Below are 19,973 nucleotides of genomic sequence, written 5' to 3' on the forward strand. Positions count from 1 at the left end.
AACGGTGCAGGGCATTCCAGAAGCTAAAACGCCAGTAGTGCGTGAGTTTTTCTCTTATTATTGTCCACATTGTTATGAGCAAGAACAAAATATTGAACAATTAGTCAGCCTATTACCTAAAACAGTCACCTTTACTCGTACCCCCGTAGGTGCAGGGCGTCCAAGTTGGATCTTAGGCCAGCAAGCTTATTATTTAACGCAGAAGTTTAACTTACCTAAATCAATTAATATGGATATCTTCAGCCAGATCCATGATAAAGGTGAGCCATTTATGAATAGCCAAGATTTAGTTTATTTCTTTACTGATCATGGCGTAAAAAAATCAGCAGTAGAGCAAGCACTTAAATCGACTGATATGAAGTTTGCATTATCAAATTACGATGTCGAAACTCAACTGTCTGGCATTACAGGCGTACCGACTTTATTGGTCAATGGTAAGTATGTGATTCAAGTGGGTTATAAAACCCCAGCTGAAACGGCTAAGTTAATTGATTATTTGATGACATTGAAAACCAAATAAATCGTAATAAAGCGTTATAGATAAAGGTCAGCATTGCTGGCCTTTTTTGTTTTAATAAAGACATGACAATTTAAAGTTTTCTCATTATGTTATTTAGGAAATTCTTAACGGGAGGCGATTAATCATGGAATGGCTACACATTATTAGTTTTATCACCGTTGCCAGTTTACTTGTGATTTCCCCTGGCCCTAATGGGGTTCTTATTGCTAAAACAGTATTGATTGCAGGTAAACAGGCGGGGTTTGTTAATATTCTTGGTTTTATGGCGGCCTTTTATATTCATGGCGCATTATCAATATTGGGCATATCGATAGTGATACTTCAATCGGCGCAGCTGTTTTTGGTATTTAAAATGTTAGGCGCGCTTTATCTGTGTTGGATTGGAATTAAATCATTAATTTCAGCGTGGCAATACCAACAGCATTCAGGGACAATCACTTCGCAAAATCGGTATGCCGATAATGACAAAAAAGCGTTCAGCTTTAGTCGTGATTTTAGTGAAGGCTTTTTGACGAATATGCTAAACCCTAAAGTGTCGATGTTTTATCTTGCGGCATTCCCACAATTTTTATCAGCAAACGCTGATATTTACAGTGCTTTTATGTTGGTGACATTACACGCATTGATTAATTTAATTTGGTTTTCACTGATGATCATGCTGTTTATCAGGCTTAAGCGTTTTGGCCAAAATAGCAGTTTGCAACGCTGGTTTAAGTCGATTACTGGCGTGGTACTGATTAGCTTTGGTGTTAAATTAGCGACGTTAGATAATATGTCTTAGTGTTAATTTATCTGTACTGTTTTATACGCTTGAATAATAGGTTCAACCTGCTCAGGTGTCCCTTGGGCAATACGTTGGTAATGGCTAAGGGTTTTGGTTAAATATTGCTGGATAATCTCAGCTTGTGCTACTGAACTTGCATGCCAAATTTGATCGCCAATAGGGCTAATATTCGCGCCCTTATGTTGGCTACTCGTCACATATAAAATTTCATAAAAACGATTATTTTCTTTAATTAACACTTCCTGCTTTAACCCAAAATTAAACTCAATTAACTGCTGCCTTAATGCAAATTGATGGTGTACAGGACAAAGAATAAAATCCAGTTCAAGGGTTGGATATTGCTGATGAATGGCATCGATAAAATGCATCATAAGATCGCCGCCTACGCCGGCTATTATGATTAGATGTTTACCTTGGTATAGGTCTAAAGGTAACAGCGCGACATCGAGGCAATGAGTTTGCCACAGTGACTCAGTATTAGGTAAGAAACGCTTAACGTTACTGGCAACGGTATCCATCAACTCAGGGACAATATCGACAAAGTGAATTTGAGCTGGTGTGATTGCTTGCTTGGCTATTTGCGTTTTAAGCAGGGCCGCGCCAAGTTGGCCATGATCGCAACAACAATCCCAAATATGGTCATATCCGGTTTCAACTATTTGTTCAACTTGCTGCAATCTTTTACTGAGTTTCATTGTTAATGGCTATTATACAAAAGGCGGGCATTGTAAGGGATTTTTGCGTGTTAGCGAAGCGGCTTATTAGCTTGGCATGGTTAAATAATCAAATAACTTATTCGCAAGTTGTGCCAGTGTGCCTTTGGCTGGGTGAGTGTGTGACAGGGTTCTAATGCCATAAATGCCCATCATAAAGAATTGCGCGAGTTCGGTACTATCACAGTTATTCTTGAGTTCACCTGCTTGCTGAGCAAGCGCAAACTTGTTGGCAAGTGTAACTTCATATTGCTTTAGCATGGCACAAATGACTTGTTCAACTTCACTGTCTTGCTGCACGAGTTCACTTAATGCTTTTTGTAGTAAGCAATCCTTCACTTGCTCTCGTTCACATTCATCAACCACGTGTTGTAGATAGCACTTTATGCCTGCAAGTGTTGAATCTGTATTCGCAAATAGTGCTTCAAATTCAAGTAAGCGTTCATTACGGTAATGTTCTAGTGCGGCTAGCAGTAACCCTTTCTTATTGGTGAACGCACAGTAAATTGACCCCGGGTGCAAGCCCGTTGCTTGTTTTAAATCTTGCATACTGGTTTTGCTATAGCCTTTGGCTATAAACACTTCCATCGCTGCACGCAATACTTGTTGTTGGTCAAATTCAGCTTTACGCATTAAGGGCTCTTACAAAGTTAAAGTGGCGTCATTCTATCGTATTTATTGACGCTGACAAAATTATTTTGAATGAACGTTCAAATATGTATTGAACGTTCGTTCAAAAAAGAATAGTGTAAATAGCATATTTTGCAATCAAGATGAGATCAGCATGAACAATATCCTTTTCCAGCCGTTTAAACTAAACGACACATTAACCTTAAATAACCGCATTGTGATGGCACCATTAACCCGTTGTATGGCGGATGATGAGCTAGTCCCAACCGATGCCATGGTCGAATATTATGGTCGTAGAGCTGATACAGGCTTAATTATTTCAGAAGCGACACTGATACGAGCAGATGGTCAGGCTATCCCAATACGCCGGGTTTATTCAATGACAAGCAAATAGCGGGTTGGCGTAAAGTGACGGATAAAGTGCATCAAAATGGCGGCAAAATATTTGCTCAACTTTGGCACACCGGCCGCGTTGCCCATCCATCATTCTTTGATGGTGAATATGTTCTAGCGCCATCCGCTATTGGTTTAGAAGGCACTTTGCCTCGTATGCGCCATTTGAGTTATACCGTGCCGAAAGCATTAACAGAAACCAAAATTGATCAATTGGTTGCTGATTTCGCTCAAGCTGCTGCTAATGCAATTGATGCAGGTTTTGATGGTGTGGAAATTCATGGAGCCAATGGTTATTTGTTCGATCAATTTTTACATTATGCCAGTAACCAACGCCAAGATAAATTTGGTGAAACGCCTGAAAATATGGCGCGTTTTCCATTAATGGTGGTTGATGCAGTTTGTCAGCGTATTGGTCATGACAGAGTCGGCTTACGTCTTTCTCCTGCGGGTTATTTCAATATGACAGCAGATGCACGTGATCGTCAGGTATTTGATTATTTACTGGCGCAATTACCACAACGTAACTTGGCTTATCTGCATGAAGGTATGTTTGATGACAGCTGGAGTTTGATTTCCTTGATGGTCGAGTCTCAAGTTATTTACGTGAGCATTATGCTGCAACGTTGATTGGTGTAGGTGGTTATAGTGCTGCTACTGGCAGTGATGCGATTCAAGCCGGTAAATTTGATCTACTTGCTATCGGTCGCCCATTGATTGCCAATCCCGATTACGTTGCCAAATTGAAAAGTGGTGAACCTCTAATTGATTACTCTGATGAGATGCTTGCGCAGCTGATTTAACGGTATAACTGGATATTGAATATGAATACATTAATGAATCGCCGTTTGGTATTGGCATCGCGTCCCGAAGGGATGTCTATTGCGAGTGATTTTCGTCTTGAAACTGTTGCTACGCCCATGCCAACTGATGGCGAAGTTTTACTGCGAAGTGTCTATTTATCCCTTGATCCTTATATGCGTGGCCGTATGAGTGATAAAGCCTCATATGCTGATCCCGTTGCGATTAATGACGTGATGGTTGGGGCAACCGTATGTCAGGTGGTTGAATCTAAGCATGCCGACTTTGTCAAAGGCGAGTGGGTACTGGCTTATACTGGCTGGCAAGATTATGGCATTTCTAATGGTGAAGGTCTGATTAAGATTGATGCCAATGTGATGCAACCGTCATATGCGCTTGGCATATTGGGTATGACGGGGTTTACGGCTTATATGGGCTTGCTTGATATTGGTCAACCCAAAGCGGGTGAGACTTTAGTTGTGGCTGCTGCAACAGGTGCGGTTGGCGCTACGGTGGGTCAAATAGGAAAAATTAAGGGTTGTCGTGTAGTGGGGATTGCTGGTGGCGCCGAGAAATGTGCTTATGCTAAGCAAACACTCGGTTTTGATGAGTGTATCGATCATTTGGCTGATGATTTTGCAGAGCAGCTTGCTCAAGCTTGTGATAACGGCATTGATGTTTATTTTGAGAATGTAGGCGGTAAAGTATTTGATGCGGTGCTACCGTTACTTAATACCGGAGCGCGTATTCCTGTTTGTGGCTTGATCTCACAATATAATGCGACAGCCTTGCCTGATGGTCCAGATCGCATGTCTATGTTAGTGGCCACCTTGTTAATTAAGCGCATTAAGATGCAAGGTTTTATTATTTTTGATGATTATGCGCCTCGTTATAATGAGTTTGCACAACAAATGGCAACGTGGTTAGCCAGTGGTGAGATTAAATACCGAGAAGATAAGGTGACGGGGTTGGAGAATGCACCTGAAGCATTTTTAACACTGTTTAACGGTAAAAATTTTGGTAAGTTAGTCGTGCAAGTTAATCAGCCGCTATAACGTACCATTGATGTTATTGTGAAAAAGGAGCCTAACGGCTCCTTTTTTGTTGCCAAAATATCAAGGAAAATGATGACGCTGACTTATTTTTTTGCGCTAATTAAGGTATAACGTCGCTATGAAAACTCCAAAATGTTTACAGCCACTTGTTGAAGATGGCTTAGTTGACGAAGTCATTAGTCAATTAATGAGTGGCAAAGAAGCCACTGTCTATATGGTGCAGAGCGGCGATAATATCCGCTGCGCAAAAGTGTATAAAGAAGCGCTACAACGTAGTTTTAAAAAGGCTGCGCAATATCAAGAAGGACGCAAGAGTAAAAATAGTCGCCGTGGTCGTGCCATGGAGAAAGGCTCTAAATATGGTCGTGAACAACAAGAAAAAGCGTGGCAAAGTGCCGAAGTTGATGCTTTATATAAATGTGCCGCAGCGGGAGTAAGAGTTCCTATACCATATGGTTGTTTTGATGGTGTGTTATTGATGGAGCTTATTACGGATAGCAATGGTGATGTAGCGCCGCGACTCAATGATGTCAGCTTTACAGCGCAAGAGGCGATACGCGATCACGCCAAGATGATGGTTTATATCACTCGTATGTTGTGCGCGGGTATTGTGCATGGTGATTTATCCGAGTTTAACGTACTGGTTGATAGCGATGGCCCTGTTATTATCGACTTACCGCAAGCGGTTGATGCCTCAGCTAACAATAACGCTAAAGCGATGCTTGCTCGTGATGTCGACAATATTACTCACTATTATGGTCAGTTTGCGCCGCCGTTATTACAGACTAAATATGCACAAGAGATTTGGGCGTTATATGAAGCCGGCGAGTTAACCCCTGATACTCCGCTAACAGGTCAATTTGTTGAAGATACTCGTTTAGCTGACGTTAATACTGTGCTTGATGAGATTAAAGCGGCATATGAGGAAGAGCAAGAGCGGCTTGAACGTATAAGTGACGCAGAGCAGTAATACTGTGGGGTGGTTGAATATTTCATTACCTATTTATTGATCTAATTACGTTTTTTATAGTACTAATTTTCAGTTTGTATAAGCCTAAATAAGCATTTTGCGAGGTAGGGCAATGATTGCTTAGTTTGGGTGACTCAGTTAACAATCTTATGACGAAAACGACTAAAAAACTTGGCTTCATTTTTGATTTAATCAATGATAGCAGCAGCTTTTTTGCTGCTATCAAGTAGCCCTAATTTAGAATGAGAACAAGAATATGAGTGATGGAATGTTAACAAAAGAGTTTTATGCAAGAGCTGATGAAGTGATTGCTGTAGCTAACAAGCAAGTTAAAGATGCTGATGTTGGCGCTGTGAGTTCATCAACTCTATATGCCGCGGCACGTTATAATGCATTTAATGTTGCTGCAATGGCTGAAAGCTTAGAAGAGTTTAAAGGTGAGAAAGATGAAGCAATTCGCTTTTTTATCTGAGCAATATAAAAAGATGTTGGTTGAGAATATTGATGAGTACATCGCTAATTACGACAAGTACAATCCACATCTATAATTCGCCGTAGTATTGATATTGAGTCATGGTATTTATTCAAGGTGTTTATTCGTAAATAATTGACTCATTTGGTTTAAAATCTACGCAGTTAGGGCAACTCATAGTTGGTCGTTGCCCTTAAACACGTTATGTTGGCTACAATATTCAATATAACGAGAAATCCGATGGTTGTTGCAGGTCTATTTTTAAAAGCAAATGAATGCCGAGTTGTCACGTTAACGGGCACTCGCACAGAACATCAATTGCTTGCTCCTAAGCTTAATAAGCTCGCATTAGTTAAAAATCCCACCCAAGCTGACGTGACTGAGTTTATCCAATCATTTAAAGCCTATTGCCTTGAACATCAAGTTGAACAAGTGGTCATTAATCGCCGTGCTACCAGTGGTCAAGCGCGGGCGGAGCTGGTACTTTTCTTCTCGAAGGCGTATTACTCGCTGTTAGCCCTGTTGCGGTTGAGTTGGTTCATCCGGCGACGATTCGAGCAACGGATAAACGTTCAGGTACAAATAAGTCGGTTAAGCCTAAAACAGTCGATTTAGGTAAGGCTTATGATCTTGCCTATGAGTTACTGCCTGAGTAATGGTATTAGCTCACAAAAAACAATACTACTAATGTTGTATGCTGTTGGCTTGATTATAATCAGCGTCTTATAACAATAGGCTAGTCTATGGTTAATTTCGTTGAGCTATTAAGGGAAACTTAAAATGGCAAGTAAACAAAATAACGGTTTTACATTAGTTGAATTGGTTGTGGTTATCATCATACTTGGAATTATTAGTGTTATTGCTATCCCTAAATTTATCAATTTACAAGATGATGCGCAGCGCGCCAGTATTAAAGGTCAATTTGCCGCATTTGATTCAGCCGTTAAGCTTTATCATTCATTATGGCTAACTGGCAGTCATCAGGGACGGGTGGAGAACCTTGCTAATTATGGCGATGGTACTATTGATTCTTCACCTACGGGTTATCCTTGGGGCGTCGATGCAATATATTCGCCAGATACTACTGAGCATGGACAATACTATGCTTGTATTGAGTTATGGCAGGGTTTAACCGATAACAGCACCACGGCAGAAGGTACCGATCAAGATAATCATATTGGTATTATTGATTCTGATATCGGTGTTACTTATACCACTGATACTTGTATTTATGTTGCCGCTTATTTTGTACAGAATAAACAAGATACCTTACAAATGGTTTATAACCACAATACTGGTGATATTGAGGTGAATAATGCGGCTTATGAGTCAGTAAAAGATAAACAGTTATAATAATTTTTAGTAGACTAAATCTAATAAAATATATTGTTTATTAGATTTAGTTAATTGATATGTAATAAAATTTCTATAAAGTTATTGTGAGATCAATATAAGACATTATTCAATGTGTATTGAACTAAATAACATCTGCAATATAATCATACAATAATATATTACTTGTTATAATTATTATTAAACATTATTTATTTTGATATCAGAAGTGTTATTAAACCCTCGCATGTCAAGCTGATTAAGATTAATTGATAATAATTTATTAGTTAGTGATTAAATATACTTGTTAACGTGATGTAGATCGCTTGCTGCATTTTAACCGATATATACACTGCCTCGGTGCTTATTTTATTGGATCAAAATGTATGGAAGTTTTCATCAGTTTATTAGGTATGTTGACCTTAATTGGCTTGGCTGTTTTGTTTTCTGAAAATCGTCGTGCGATTAATATTCGTACTGTGGTAGGTGCCTTAATTTTCCAAGTGTGCTTTGGTGCGTTTGTGATGTATGTACCAGCAGGTCAGGCCATGCTTGATAGCATCTCCGCTGGTGTGATGCATGTGATTAATTATGGTAATCAGGGCTTAACATTTTTATTCGGTAACCTCGCCAATTTCAGTGTCGGCTTTATCTTCGTGATTAACGTCTTGTGTGTTGTTGTGTTTATCTCATCTGTTATCGCCGTGCTGTATTATCTTGGCATTATGCAGTGGGTTATTGGTATTGTCGGTGGCTGTTTAGCTAAAATTTTAGGCACAAGTCATGCCGAGTCATTGTCGGCTACCGCAAATATTATGGTTGGTCCGATTGAAGCGCCATCTATGGTGAGACCCTTTATTAAAGGCATGACGAAATCTGAATTGTTTGCCGTGATGGCGGGTGGTTTAGGCTCGGTAGCTGGTGGCACCATGATTGGTTATATCAATTTGGGGGTGGATGTTAAATATGTGCTAACTGCCGCCTTTATGACTGCGCCTGCGGGGTTACTGTTTGCTAAGTTAATTTGGCCTGAAACTGAAACGCCTAATAATGACATCAAACGCGCGATGGATGAGCTAGAAGATAAGCCTGCGAACGTACTTGATGCCGCAGCAAGCGGCGCCGCTATGGGGATGCAACAAGTCCTAGGCGTATCAGCATTACTGATTGCGTTTGTCGGCTTAGTTTCACTGGTTAATGGCATGATTGGCGGTGCGGGCGCATGGTTTGGTTTTGATAATTTATCACTGCAAGCTATTTTAGGGGTATTGCTTGCACCTTTGGCTTGGATACTGGGTGTACCTTGGAGTGAAGCAACCACAGCGGCATCATTTATTGGCCAAAAAATGGTGATTAACGAGTTTGTGGCTTATGTTGACTTTATCAAGGTTGCCGATCAGTTATCTGAAAAAACTCAAGTGATTATCAGTTTTGCGCTTTGTGGTTTTGCTAACTTAGGGGCATTAGCGATGGTGATTGGTGGGTTAGCGTCATTAGCACCTGAACGTCGTAAAGATTTAGGCGAGATTGGTGCTAAAGCATTGATTGCCGCAACGTTAGCGAACTTAATGAGCGGAACCATTGCAGGTTTACTGTTCAGTATTGGTCAGTTAGCGGCTTAAAAAAGCGCAAATTAAGAATAATGACTATGACTAAAGCCGCTATAAATTAGCGGCTTTATCTTGTTATACTGATGTTCATCTCTTCTTTATTTCTTTCCCTATGAATCTGGCATTATTTGATTTTGATGGCACCATTACCGATGCCGATATCTACTCAAAATTTATCCGTTATTCAGCCACAAAAACGCGATTTGTCTTTGGTGGCTTAGCGGTATTACCTCATTACTGTTTATATCGCTTAGGACTTTATCCAGCTTATAAAATGCGCCCAAGAGTGACTCGTAACGCTTTTAAGGGACGCATGGCGAATGATGTTAAGACGATAGGGCTGCATTTTGCTGAAACGGTTATTCCAGCATTTGTGCGGGATAATATGTTGGCTAAAATTCACTGGCATTTAGCACAAGGTGATAAAGTCATTGTGGTATCGGCATCATTGGATTTGTACTTAAAGCCTTGGTGTGATTCGTTAGGAATTGAGTTACTTTGCAGTGAATTAGAAGTCATTAACGGTCGTTATAGCGGTCAATATCAACAAGGTGATTGCAGCCGAGAGACTAAAGCCAAACGAATTAAAGACTATGTGATGTTAGAGCAGTTTGCGTATATTTATGCCTATGGTGACACCCCTGAAGATTTAGCGATGCTAGCGCTTGCTGATGAGCAATATATGCAGGGAGTACGGATCAAATAGCAATTAAATTTCTACTTTGTTTTTAGTCGTTATTGTGAACCTGATTGAGTTTATTTTAAGCAAACTATGCTGTAGTGATACAAGTGTGGTTAATAGCTTAACAGGGATAGGTAGGAAATGGATTTCTTGCAGTATTATGGTATCGATTGGCTAGCAATGAGCTTAACTTTTTTAGCGATTTGGCAAGTAGGTAATAAAAACAAAATAGGTTTTATTTTTATGATTGCCGGCAATTTAAGCTGTGTACTATTAGGGTACATGACCGCCAGTGTCGCTATGGTTGTGGCAAACTTTTTATTTTTCTTAATGAATGTGTGGGCAGTCATCAAGTGGTCTCGGCCAGCGCATATTGAGCCCGACGTTGCCGTTAAATAGGGACTATCTAGTCTGTGATATCAATAGACAAAAATGCCGCCATAATAGGCGGCATTTTGATTGATATTGAATAAATTAGATTACTTATGAACCACAGTCATTGGTTGTGACTTAGGTATAAAGTGCATTAAATATCGAATGGCAACATAGCTAACAACAATGGTGGCGATGATTAATTCAAATTGCGCTGCTCTAAAAACATCATGGGCAAACTGTTCAAAACCATTAAATTGGACTAACCAATGTGCGCTTTTAAATAATGCGGTTGCACCAATAACCATTGGGAAGGTGAATGCTGCATATCCAGGACTAAATGGTAATTTTAGTAAGTGGAAAAATGCTAAGTAGATAACTAATGTCATTAATACTGCAATACTTAACAATAATGCGACTAATGGAATAGACGGATTATGGATCATAGTTAAATAGCCGGCTAACGATAAGCTTGCTGGCGCAGCTAAAATAGCGATAGTAGGTTTGGCTGCATCTGGCACTGGTGTACAAAATATTAAGCGATATAACATCAGTGGTAGCATCACCATGTAACTAGCAATACCAAAAATCAAGATTGCATTGGCTAGCATTGGATAGCCATCACTTGGGAATGATACCGCAGCAACAATAATACCGATTGGTGGTACAAACCAACTTGGCACCATATGTTCTAATTTAAAATCAATGGCACGGAAATAGATAAAGGCCGTTAAAAATACGATATGGATTGCAATAGCAATTAACCATAATGCCAGTCCTACATTTGCTGCATACATACCAACAGCTTTAGACACAACCATCAATGCCATGGCATAAGTTGGTAGCACACTACCAACAACAGGATGTGCCAATTCACTAATCAAAACCTTTGGGTGAAATAGAATTTTTAAGGTAATAAATAGCAACATTACTCCAGCAATTGCTGCGCCTGTAATTTGCGCAGTGCCATGTAATGCAGGCGTCATTGATTCCCATGACCACCCTAAACTAGCAATACCTAGCGCTAAACCTGCCATAGGGCTCGGTAAATGTGCTGTTTTGGCAACGAATGCTTTTGATAATTGTCGCATAAAAAAACCTATAATCTAATTCAATAAGAGGATTATAGGTTTTTAATTACAATAAAAATAATTGATTGTGTTTAATCTAACATTAAATTTTATTTAAGGCTTAAGTTTGCAACGCAATAAGGTATGACCTAAGCCGATGTCATCAGTATCTTGATCAACATATAAACCTGCTTCACTGATTAGCTTCAGCATATCTTTAGAGTGATACATGCGGCTATTACCATTGGCCATTGCCGTAAAATAAAGCGAGGTTGCGTTAACACAATATGCAGATGCTTCAAACGGTTGGCGATCCCAATAGGTTTCCAAAATAAACAGTTGGCTATCGCTATTCATCGCGGCTGCTGCACGTTTTAAAATCGCTAAAATTTGATCTTTGGCAAAGCAGTCTAAAAACTGGCTCATCCAATAAGTATCAGCGCCTTGATAAAATGGGCTGTTATCGTCTAATAGGTCAGTGGCAAAGCCGTGTACTCGTTGTTCGACCCCATGCTCAATGGCATTTTGTTTGGCTACGGCGAGCTGACCAGGGAAGTCCATAATAGTGACTTCAATATCGGCATTAAATTGAGTGCAAGCAAGCGCCCATTTACCCGTATTACCGCCAATATCAACCAAGTGTTTTGGTTGATGTTCAAAAATCAGTGGTAATAGGATAGGGAAGGCATGATCTGAATAGTAATGGTCAAATTCGAACCAACTCTTTTTAGCTTGTTCAGGTAACTGGCTTAATGCTGGGTAAATGGTATCCCAATCACCAAAGACTTTAAGTCCTTCAGGTTTACTGCTTAATAGTGACTTATCCAGTTCAAACAAACCTTGATAACAAACATCTTGAATAAAATTAAGGTTAGTTGTGGCCATATCATCATGCAGTAAAAAATAACCAGTCTTGTCGAGAATATAGTGATCTTGATTTTGCCATACCAAGCCCATACCTAGTCCCATATCAATAAGTACACTGACCACATATTCAGATAAAGATAGTGCTTCAGTGATTTGAGTAAGACTCGCACCTTCATCACCTTGTTTATCAATAAAATCAAGGATGCCAAACTTTAATAAACAATGAGCAACTTGGAAGGTGACTGGGGCAAAAGCGATTTTTTGAGCTTCAAATTTTGCGTCGAATGCGGAGATTTTTTTTGGTGATTGGTAAAATGCCATACTCATTCTTATTATTAGTACAGGTGAAAATGACCTGTAATTTAAACTTAACCCATTATAACTAAAGCAAATTATTATGCCAGTTACTCGATTGGATAGCGAAATTAGGGCAATGTAATGATTGCCCTATATCATTGATTATTGTTTTTGATGCCATTGGCCATTACTGTCTTGAATATACTGGCCTGCTTCAGTAGCGTTATAAGCTTTTTGCGCTGCAAGTTTAGCGACTTGCTCAACACTGATATTATTTTTAGTGGCAATTTTTTGGTAAAACGCTTTACGTTTAGCATTTACCGTTAGCATTAACGCTTTAGCTTGGCCATTGGGTGCAACGAGGCCAAGGTAGCCATTATGTTGTTCGCCTAAATATCCCGCTGTTTTAGCGTCTTGTAGGGTCATTGCAAAGGCATTCAAGCTAAACAATAATCCTGCAACTAATAGCAGTAGTTTTGATTTCATCTTAATTTCCTTAGAACAACTCATCGTTACTGATTAATTTATCGAGATCTTTATCAACTTTGATTTTGATTTCATGTTGTATTTTAACGTTCAAATTAATCTCTATCGGTTTGTCTGGCGGTGCTATTTGTACTGTCGGCGTACAGCCAGATAACACCAGCATGCCTGCAACTAATGGCATGACGGCATGACTTAATTTAATTTTCACAAAGACCCCTTATCCTGAATGGATTGCTCTAAGTTATCTTGTAAATTATCACTAATTTGCAAGCTCTTTAATAGTTGTAACATATTTTCTTGATGACTGTAATTAAACACAATAGGGCGTTCAATTCCTTTACTTTTTCCTTCCACTTTGACTTTTAATATAGCATCACCTTTTGCATCCATGTCAAAAGTACTCGCCAGAGTTGAGTATTGCAGGTGTTTTAATGCGTTGAAAGCAAAGGACAGCTCCGGTTGAGACTGCATGAGTTCCGTCACATATGGATTATCAGTGACTTCAATCAGACCGCCGGGAGCGCGAGCGGCTAAACGGCCACCGCTTATCGTGAGTTTATTGTGTGTTAAGTTTGCTGGTAATACACCATCAAAAACACCATCGGCATAGATACCTTGTAGCGGTTGAATCGCTAATAATTTCGCTAAACTGAGGCCCTGTAAAATGAGGTATAAGTTTGCATCTTGATTTGACTCAAGTGAGAAAGCGGGCACCATTAATTTTCCGCCTAATAATTTAGCCTCGGCGGCTAAATTAAGTGCGATTGGGGCGTGAGTATTCGGGGTCAATTGCAATGTGCCTGAGCTGCTAATATCTGACAATGTTAAGCCATTATCAATCGACTCAATTTGGCTTGAAAGCTTATTACAGTTGAGTTGGCGAGCTTGTTTACCATAGTTTTGCCAGTGACATTGGCTACTTACATTAAGCTGGCTAATTTTAGTATTGGCAAAACTAATGTCGCTATTGTTAATACGACTATCAAGATTTACTGTGATTTTTGGCTGGGTTCCAAGCTGCATTTTTGTATCAATATTAAGCCCAAGTTGGCCATTTATATCATTAAGCGATGTGGGTAATTGCCACTGTGGTAGTTGCTGGGTCAGTTGTTGTATTGGCCAATCGATTTGCCATTGTCCCGCTAACTGAAGTGCTTTGGTTAGTTGATGTTGACTGGTCACCTGCAGTTGTTGCCAGTGCCATTGTTCTTGAGTGGTGAGTTTTTTATCCCAATCTAATTGCTGTTGCAGTGCAATATTCTCTGCGATAAACAGCTGTTGATGGCCATGAGATTTTTGCTGGATTACTTGGGTATTTGTCAGATTAAGCTTAAGTTGATTTTGTTGTGGCGCATATTGCCATTGTAGTTGTGGTGTAGAGGGCGTGATTGCAAATGAAATAGGCTTATGACTACTGAGCAGTAGTTTAGCAATATCGGCTTCAATTTTAGCCGAGTCGTCTGTGGCTTTGATTTGTTTAAGTTGCAGTGTTAGTGGTGATACGTTTCCTAAAAGCTTAGTGACCTTGGTGTCAGTGTTAGCATCATGGCTAAAACGACTATCGCTAAGGCTGATGAGTGTCAGTTGTTCGCTCGTAAGCCGCTGAGCTTGGTCAATTAACTTTAGTTTAGTCATGGTTAATTGACTGTTATTCGAAATGACTAATTGCTGCTGGCTAGGGCTGATGTCAAGTTGCCCTTGAGCTTGCAGTGTTATCTTATCGATATTGGCCTGAGTTTTTGGGTTGTTGACTAACTTTAGCTTGACCAAATCAAGCTTATTGGCATCGAGTTGTAACCGCCAGTGATTGTTTAAATAAGCGTTGGTCTTGGCATAGCTCAATTGATTGTCAGTGGCTGTGAGTGTGGCATTTACTGCACCAGACAGTTGTGTGGTTAGCTTAGCCAATTGGAGCTGTTGGCGAGCAAGATCGAGTCTCAGTTGATCAGTATGCAAACTGAGCACTGTTTGCTGAGGTTTGTCTGCTAACAACAATTGCAGCGGGGCAGGTAAGTCAATCCAGTTAGCCACTGCATGGATAGGGACCGTTAACGACAATGGCGCAACAGTTAGACTTTTTTGTTGTTGCTGCTGTAAACCATATTGTAGTTGCATGGTGAGTTGCGGTTGTTGTGTATTATTTAAAATCTGCAAATGAGTCGAATCAAGCGTGAATTCAGCATCATTAATGGTGATTGTGGCAGTTGCTTGTTGCTGCGCAGGCTCAATATTAAATGAAGCATCAATGGTTGCTGGCGTGCTGACTTTTGCGAGTTGTTGTAAATAAGCGGTGGGAATCGCCAGTTGGTGATTGATATACGGTTGTTGGCTAAGCCAACGTAGCATATTCAAATTATTCATCACTGGAATATGGGCGTTAACTTGCCAATCTTGCTGGCTCAATTGGCTATGAATAATCGCTAAAGCTTGCTGTTGCCAATATAGCCAAGCCTGCACTTTACCTTGTTGCCAAGCAAAATGGTGCAATTGCCATTGTGGCGTGTTTTGTTGATCTATAAATAGCGAGAGCTTATCAATTTTACTGTCGGGAAGTTCTGCTAATAACTGATTGAACTGTTCAAGGGTAAATGGTGTTGATTGCGAATGGCTAGGTTGTTGTAACTGTTGAGCAAGGACTTTGCTGTTGATGGTTATATCAATATTAGCGACATCAACCGCAGTCATTTTAGGCCAATTAAATGACAGTAATGGCCATAATGAAAAATGGATATTAGCGTGTTTGATATTGATTTGTTGCTGCTGATATTGGCCAGTAAATTGTGATATTTGCAGGTTATTTGGCAGATTGAGCTGATAGTCAAGCTGCTCTATCTTGAGTTGTTGTCCTGTTAATTGCGTCGCTAATTGTGGCAACCACCAGCGTCCACTAACAAACAATAATATGCCTAAAAGTGTTATCGATACTATTGATAATCCAACGTATTTTAATAATCTTAATGACATGTTTAACTGATTAATCAAGTGGTTGTTTTAGTGTAGCAGCTGTGGAATTAGCTGACTACAGTGCAGTAGTCAGCTATTGATGTTAACGCCAGCTGATAGTGGTGGTTAAGCGTTGGCTTTGATTTGGCGCAAGCTGCACTTTATCTTCAAGGACGTTAGCGGCTTCCAAACAGACCATCTTCAGATAATCTTCATCATTAAAACGAGCAAGCCATTTCGATTTATCAATCCAAGGGTTCCACAATACCGCCGAGCGACTATTGTCGCGCATGATTTCAATAACACCATTAGGGGTTTCCAGTAATTGTCTATCTGCAAGTTGTGTATAGACGCGATCCGTTTCACGGTCAAAACGAACACTATCGCCTTCTTGTAAATAAGGGCCTTGACCAAATTCAATATATTTTGAGCCTGCAAAACCGTGTGCGACTAATTGGTGAATGTCACCAATTGGGAAGTAGCTGTGCAGTGCTTGGGTAAATTCAAATGTTTCGCTACCAGTATTGGTCGTAATTAAACTGACCTGCAGTTTTTCTGACAATACAAACTCAATGCTCACTTGGCTTTGGTGTGGCCAATATTGTTTATCTTGTTCATTAACTGTAAGGCTAAAAGTGAGGTAGGCGATATCATTTTCAATACGGCTTTGATCAAGTTGCCATAAACGGGTACGAGCAAAACCGTGTTGTGGCCAATCAGGATTAGAATGAGCGCCAAACCAAGGCCAACAAATTGGAATTCCGCCACGTATACCACTACCGGGTAGATATTCGTCAGCACTTGAGACCCACAGCAAGTCAGCTTTATCCTTTGGGGTAAATTGGTCTATTTGTGCGCCCTGTAGAAAAATACGGGCATCACATAGCGGGGTAGTAATTGCGATATAATCTAAACCATTGGCATGGGTGTGTTGCGAGATAGAAGCCATATTATTTCCTTCGATTATTTCATATAAAGTATTAAACACACACAAACTGTAATAAACGATTATTGGCAGGCATGCCTATATCTTGTTTGAGCTGTAACTGATTACGGCCTGCAAGTTCAATGATCCATTCAATATAACGGATCCCTTGACCTAATTGGCGTTCGCGAAGTGTTTTATCAAATGCTTGGTTACTGGCGCTGGTAAATTGGCCTTGGTAATTAAACGGGCCGTAAAAAATAGCCTGTTGTAATTTAGGAAAGCTGTCGCCAAGTCGATTAAAAAAAGTCTCTACTTGAGATTGATTCATAATATGCAGGGTATTCGCACTATAACTGCAATCAATTTGCTGACTTATTGCGGGCATGGTTTGAGTGATATCAAGCTCGATTGCGCTATTAACATTGCTTGGTGCTTGTTCGGCCAATCTGGCATTTAAGCTGGGTAGGTTAATTGCGCGATCACTGGTATGCCAAGTTAACCAAGGCATATTCGCTGCAAAAAAACAGGCGTGTTGTCCCGTCCCTGAGCCGATTTCAAGCACCTGTTTACTCTTGCTTAATAGTGACTCTAATTGATTAAGAATGGGCTGTTTATTATTTTCACAGGCTTGCGAAAACGCCATTTGAGCTATCGACATGATGATTTAAATCTAGTGAAGAGATCAGTGGCCTTATTACAACAAAAAAAAGCCAGTCGGTCGACTGGCTTTGATATGAGCTAGATTATTTTAAGTAAAAATCACTTAGCTTGTGGTGTTAAATCAAGCTTATAGATAGCAAAACCTAAGTCGTCTTTAGCTACTTGGGTCATCGCTCTGTTTTTATAAGTGTCAATAAAGCCCGCTGCTTTAGTTGAATCTTGCGTTTCAAAACGTACATCTAAGTCAGGGGTATTGATGTCAGCAAAATCCCAGTTACCATCAGCAGTAGTATCTACTACACCATGCTCAGCCGTTTCTGCCGTAATATAAGCCGCTAAAGCTTCACGGTTTGCATCTGGCAACTCAATCACGACATGATCTGGGCCTGTACCATCAAACTTTTCGCCATAGGCGCGGTAGTTGTTGGTCGCAATAATAAACTTCATTGCGGCTAGCTCGTCACCTGTCACAATCGTACCATCAGGTTTGGTATAGCTTAGCTGCTCAATACGGTTAGCATCGGCATTAACAAGAGCACAGTTACCATCGTACTTGCTCGGCTGAGTCACGTTGATCTTATAAGTTACGCCATCAATAACGTCATAGTTAAAGGTTGGGTGAGTCCAATTGATTAGGTTTTGTGGGGCAGTGCTATTAGGATCAATTTGGTTAAATTGGTTTGCACTACATTCAAGCCAGTTTTTCAGCTCAGCACCGGTAACTTCTACAGCCATTAAGGTGTTTGGATATAGGTATAAGTCAGCGGCGTGCTTAAATTTAAGCTCACCTGCATCAACTTGTACATATTGCGCTGAGTCTGCAGTACTTGAATGACGTCCACCCGCTTTAAATGGCGCTGCGGCAGAGAGTACAGGCTTGCCTGCAAACTTTGCTTTTTCAGCTTCTGACATATTGGCAATAGCTTGTTCAACTTTAGCAATTTGCGCATCAGATACGATTTGTACTGACGGATCATCTTGCACTAGGGTTAAGAAGCTATACATTGGTGCAGATGCTTCACCAATTGGCTGGTCCACAAACTTAAGTGTTTCTTGGTGTTCATGTGCGACAGCATCTTGGATTGCTTTGTCAGCATCGACTAATGCTTTTTATTGGCGCCATCATAAATTGGGCGAGATTCTGCACGTGAATCAACTACGTTCCACTTGCCATCTGTTTTGGTTAACGTTAGGTCAACAATACCTAAGTTGTCACCCCAGCGACCAGGCATCACTGAAGGCACGCCGTTTAGTAAACCCTTTTCAATGTCAGTGTTTGGTAAGTCAGCATAGCTTGCATGTGGGAAGATAGCATGGCTGTGACCAAACATAATCGCATCAATACCTTCAACATTGGTTAATGCATAAGTGGCGTTTTCAGCGCTAACATCAGCAGGAGCCGTGGTTGAACCAATACCAGAGTGCGGAATAGCGATAATCACATCAGCGCCTTCAGCTTTCATTTGTGGTACATATTTTTCAGCGGCTTCAACAATACCTGTGGCATATACTTTGCCGTTTAAGTGCGCGCGATCCCACTGCTCGATTTGTGGTGGCACAAAACCGATATAACCAATCTTTAAGGTATGGTTGTTGCCATTGGTATCTGTCACTTGTTTTTCGATAATCAGGTAAGGGCTGAATAACGGTTGATCTTTCATTTTGCCGTCATAACAGTTATCGATTTTACAGAAAACGTTAGCGCTAATGTAAGGGAAGTTAGCACCATCAACCGCTTGCTTTAAAAAATCTAAACCATAGTTAAATTCGTGGTTACCAATGTTACCGACTGCATAATCGAGTGTGTTCATTGCCTTATACGCAGGGTGTTCACCATTCCACTCTTCTAACTTGATCTTAGCCATGTAGTCGCCCATTGGACTACCTTGTAATAGATCACCATTATCAACGAGTACATGGTTGTCAGCTTCGGTACGAGCGGCGTGAATTACAGATGCGGTACGCGCTAAACCAATGGTTTGATCTTCTTTAGATTTAAAATAATCATAATCCATAATATTGGTATGAATATCAGAAGTTTCTAAAACTCGTAACTCAACTGTTGGCGTGATAATTGGGCTATTGTCGTCTGAATTACAGCCTGTTACGCCCAAAGCACCAGCGATAATTAACGTCAGGATCTTCTTGTTATGCATGATTATCTCATTAATATTTTTAAGTAGGGATTTAATAGCTTAATTGCTATTAATCATGACCAAGTTGTAGTAGGAATAACTCGGTATGGCACATAATAATAGCGGTACAGTCTGAATTAGATACTGGTTTATTAATAAGTTGTGATTGATATCTCGATGTTTTGCTAAATTAAGATAACTGAATGATACAAATGTGTTTGAAACTTGTATTGGGTGAATTAAGATAAACAGA

The 19,973-nt window shown here is 40.1% G+C and carries 19 protein-coding genes and 3 pseudogenes; 12 read left to right on the plus strand and 10 right to left on the minus strand.

The annotated features are described in order from the left end of the window. Positions 1–4: 4 nt before the first annotated feature. Together JCM15074_RS20575 and JCM15074_RS02635 are read left to right on the plus strand one after the other, a co-directional pair. Positions 5–520, plus strand: coding sequence for a thiol:disulfide interchange protein DsbA/DsbL (locus JCM15074_RS20575; protein WP_234400147.1), 516 nt, complete (start codon positions 5–7; stop codon positions 518–520). 124 nt (positions 521–644) lie between these two features. Beyond that, positions 645–1,301, plus strand: a complete 657-nt coding sequence (locus tag JCM15074_RS02635) for a LysE family translocator (protein WP_025819768.1) — start codon at positions 645–647, stop codon at positions 1,299–1,301. A 2-nt stretch (positions 1,302–1,303) separates the two neighbouring features. On the opposite strand, the gene JCM15074_RS02640 is transcribed toward JCM15074_RS02635, so the two are convergent. Together JCM15074_RS02640 and JCM15074_RS02645 are read right to left on the minus strand one after the other, a co-directional pair. Next, the gene (locus JCM15074_RS02640; protein WP_025819769.1) at positions 1,304–1,999 is read right to left on the minus strand and encodes a tRNA (adenine(22)-N(1))-methyltransferase; all 696 of its coding nucleotides are present in this window, start codon (positions 1,997–1,999) and stop codon (positions 1,304–1,306) included. 66 nt (positions 2,000–2,065) lie between these two features. After that, positions 2,066–2,650: a TetR/AcrR family transcriptional regulator gene (locus JCM15074_RS02645; protein ID WP_025819770.1), complete on the minus strand. Its 585-nt coding sequence runs from the start codon at positions 2,648–2,650 to the stop codon at positions 2,066–2,068. Positions 2,651–2,801: 151 nt separating this feature from the next. On the opposite strand from JCM15074_RS02645, the pseudogene JCM15074_RS20580 reads away from it, so the two are divergent. The 10 genes and pseudogenes from JCM15074_RS20580 (at position 2,802) to JCM15074_RS02690 (ending at position 10,361) form a co-directional block, all read left to right on the plus strand. Next, positions 2,802–3,843 (plus strand): annotated as a pseudogene (locus tag JCM15074_RS20580) (alkene reductase). 21 nt (positions 3,844–3,864) lie between these two features. Then, a complete protein-coding gene (curA, locus tag JCM15074_RS02655; RefSeq protein WP_025819771.1) occupies positions 3,865–4,896 on the plus strand; it encodes an NADPH-dependent curcumin/dihydrocurcumin reductase in 1,032 nt (343 codons plus the stop codon). A gap of 118 nt (positions 4,897–5,014) precedes the next feature. After that, the gene (locus JCM15074_RS02660) at positions 5,015–5,866 is read left to right on the plus strand and encodes a PA4780 family RIO1-like protein kinase (RefSeq protein ID WP_025819772.1); all 852 of its coding nucleotides are present in this window, start codon (positions 5,015–5,017) and stop codon (positions 5,864–5,866) included. A 256-nt stretch (positions 5,867–6,122) separates the two neighbouring features. Beyond that, on the plus strand, positions 6,123–6,338 hold the full coding sequence (locus tag JCM15074_RS20585) for a DUF3144 domain-containing protein (RefSeq protein WP_234400148.1): 216 nt from the start codon (positions 6,123–6,125) through the stop codon (positions 6,336–6,338). Further along, positions 6,313–6,414 (plus strand): DUF3144 domain-containing protein, encoded by a 102-nt coding sequence (locus tag JCM15074_RS24720; RefSeq protein WP_234400149.1) that lies wholly within the window; start codon positions 6,313–6,315, stop codon positions 6,412–6,414. The genes JCM15074_RS20585 and JCM15074_RS24720 overlap by 26 nt, the downstream gene beginning before the upstream one ends. A 164-nt stretch (positions 6,415–6,578) precedes the next feature. Then, positions 6,579–6,994, plus strand: a pseudogene (locus JCM15074_RS20590) (DUF3010 family protein). 124 nt (positions 6,995–7,118) lie between these two features. Beyond that, on the plus strand, positions 7,119–7,691 hold the full coding sequence (locus JCM15074_RS02675) for a prepilin-type N-terminal cleavage/methylation domain-containing protein (protein WP_025819773.1): 573 nt from the start codon (positions 7,119–7,121) through the stop codon (positions 7,689–7,691). A 365-nt stretch (positions 7,692–8,056) separates the two neighbouring features. Continuing rightward, the gene (locus JCM15074_RS02680; RefSeq protein WP_025819775.1) at positions 8,057–9,292 is read left to right on the plus strand and encodes a NupC/NupG family nucleoside CNT transporter; all 1,236 of its coding nucleotides are present in this window, start codon (positions 8,057–8,059) and stop codon (positions 9,290–9,292) included. Between the two features lie 100 nt (positions 9,293–9,392). After that, a complete protein-coding gene (locus tag JCM15074_RS02685; RefSeq protein WP_025819776.1) occupies positions 9,393–9,986 on the plus strand; it encodes an HAD family hydrolase in 594 nt (197 codons plus the stop codon). A gap of 117 nt (positions 9,987–10,103) precedes the next feature. Next, positions 10,104–10,361 carry a nicotinamide mononucleotide transporter gene (locus tag JCM15074_RS02690; RefSeq protein ID WP_025819777.1) on the plus strand — a complete coding sequence of 86 codons (258 nt, stop codon included), beginning with the start codon at positions 10,104–10,106 and terminating at the stop codon, positions 10,359–10,361. A gap of 80 nt (positions 10,362–10,441) precedes the next feature. Here the strand turns inward: JCM15074_RS02690 and JCM15074_RS02695 are convergent, their stop codons facing one another. The 8 genes and pseudogenes from JCM15074_RS02695 to JCM15074_RS20600 form a co-directional block, all read right to left on the minus strand. Continuing rightward, positions 10,442–11,425, minus strand: a complete 984-nt coding sequence (locus tag JCM15074_RS02695) for a TDT family transporter (RefSeq protein WP_025819779.1) — start codon at positions 11,423–11,425, stop codon at positions 10,442–10,444. Positions 11,426–11,518: 93 nt separating this feature from the next. Continuing rightward, entirely contained in the window at positions 11,519–12,592 is a 1,074-nt protein-coding gene (locus tag JCM15074_RS02700; protein WP_025819781.1) for a methyltransferase, read from the minus strand. Between the two features lie 138 nt (positions 12,593–12,730). Further along, positions 12,731–13,054: a YdbL family probable chaperone protein gene (locus tag JCM15074_RS02705; RefSeq protein ID WP_025819783.1), complete on the minus strand. Its 324-nt coding sequence runs from the start codon at positions 13,052–13,054 to the stop codon at positions 12,731–12,733. A gap of 10 nt (positions 13,055–13,064) precedes the next feature. Next, positions 13,065–13,235, minus strand: a complete 171-nt coding sequence (locus JCM15074_RS02710) for a YnbE family lipoprotein (RefSeq protein WP_084266946.1) — start codon at positions 13,233–13,235, stop codon at positions 13,065–13,067. A gap of 23 nt (positions 13,236–13,258) precedes the next feature. After that, positions 13,259–16,018: an intermembrane phospholipid transport YdbH family protein gene (locus JCM15074_RS02715; protein WP_084266941.1), complete on the minus strand. Its 2,760-nt coding sequence runs from the start codon at positions 16,016–16,018 to the stop codon at positions 13,259–13,261. Positions 16,019–16,100: 82 nt separating this feature from the next. Then, entirely contained in the window at positions 16,101–16,946 is an 846-nt protein-coding gene (locus JCM15074_RS02720; protein ID WP_025819786.1) for a D-hexose-6-phosphate mutarotase, read from the minus strand. A gap of 31 nt (positions 16,947–16,977) precedes the next feature. Next, a complete protein-coding gene (locus tag JCM15074_RS20595) occupies positions 16,978–17,583 on the minus strand; it encodes a DUF938 domain-containing protein (RefSeq protein ID WP_037468962.1) in 606 nt (201 codons plus the stop codon). Between the two features lie 101 nt (positions 17,584–17,684). Continuing rightward, positions 17,685–19,741, minus strand: a pseudogene (locus JCM15074_RS20600) (bifunctional 2',3'-cyclic-nucleotide 2'-phosphodiesterase/3'-nucleotidase). Between the last annotated feature and the right edge of the window lie 232 nt (positions 19,742–19,973).

It is taken from the genome of Shewanella marina JCM 15074 (assembly GCF_000614975.1).
GTDB classification, from domain to species: domain Bacteria; phylum Pseudomonadota; class Gammaproteobacteria; order Enterobacterales; family Shewanellaceae; genus Shewanella; species Shewanella marina.

Excerpts from the sequence above, each read along its gene's own strand:
- JCM15074_RS02635 (WP_025819768.1), top strand. The coding sequence starts at position 645 with ATGGAATGGCTACACATTATTAGTTTTATCACCGTTGCCAGTTTACTT.
- JCM15074_RS02640 (WP_025819769.1), bottom strand. The coding sequence starts at position 1,999 with ATGAAACTCAGTAAAAGATTGCAGCAAGTTGAACAAATAGTTGAAACC.
- JCM15074_RS02645 (WP_025819770.1), bottom strand. The coding sequence starts at position 2,650 with ATGCGTAAAGCTGAATTTGACCAACAACAAGTATTGCGTGCAGCGATG.
- curA (WP_025819771.1), top strand. The coding sequence starts at position 3,865 with ATGAATACATTAATGAATCGCCGTTTGGTATTGGCATCGCGTCCCGAA.
- JCM15074_RS02660 (WP_025819772.1), top strand. The coding sequence starts at position 5,015 with ATGAAAACTCCAAAATGTTTACAGCCACTTGTTGAAGATGGCTTAGTT.
- JCM15074_RS20585 (WP_234400148.1), top strand. The coding sequence starts at position 6,123 with ATGAGTGATGGAATGTTAACAAAAGAGTTTTATGCAAGAGCTGATGAA.
- JCM15074_RS24720 (WP_234400149.1), top strand. The coding sequence starts at position 6,313 with ATGAAGCAATTCGCTTTTTTATCTGAGCAATATAAAAAGATGTTGGTT.
- JCM15074_RS02675 (WP_025819773.1), top strand. The coding sequence starts at position 7,119 with ATGGCAAGTAAACAAAATAACGGTTTTACATTAGTTGAATTGGTTGTG.
- JCM15074_RS02680 (WP_025819775.1), top strand. The coding sequence starts at position 8,057 with ATGGAAGTTTTCATCAGTTTATTAGGTATGTTGACCTTAATTGGCTTG.
- JCM15074_RS02685 (WP_025819776.1), top strand. The coding sequence starts at position 9,393 with ATGAATCTGGCATTATTTGATTTTGATGGCACCATTACCGATGCCGAT.
- JCM15074_RS02690 (WP_025819777.1), top strand. The coding sequence starts at position 10,104 with ATGGATTTCTTGCAGTATTATGGTATCGATTGGCTAGCAATGAGCTTA.
- JCM15074_RS02695 (WP_025819779.1), bottom strand. The coding sequence starts at position 11,425 with ATGCGACAATTATCAAAAGCATTCGTTGCCAAAACAGCACATTTACCG.
- JCM15074_RS02700 (WP_025819781.1), bottom strand. The coding sequence starts at position 12,592 with ATGGCATTTTACCAATCACCAAAAAAAATCTCCGCATTCGACGCAAAA.
- JCM15074_RS02705 (WP_025819783.1), bottom strand. The coding sequence starts at position 13,054 with ATGAAATCAAAACTACTGCTATTAGTTGCAGGATTATTGTTTAGCTTG.
- JCM15074_RS02710 (WP_084266946.1), bottom strand. The coding sequence starts at position 13,235 with ATGCCATTAGTTGCAGGCATGCTGGTGTTATCTGGCTGTACGCCGACA.
- JCM15074_RS02715 (WP_084266941.1), bottom strand. The coding sequence starts at position 16,018 with ATGTCATTAAGATTATTAAAATACGTTGGATTATCAATAGTATCGATA.
- JCM15074_RS02720 (WP_025819786.1), bottom strand. The coding sequence starts at position 16,946 with ATGGCTTCTATCTCGCAACACACCCATGCCAATGGTTTAGATTATATC.
- JCM15074_RS20595 (WP_037468962.1), bottom strand. The coding sequence starts at position 17,583 with ATGTCGATAGCTCAAATGGCGTTTTCGCAAGCCTGTGAAAATAATAAA.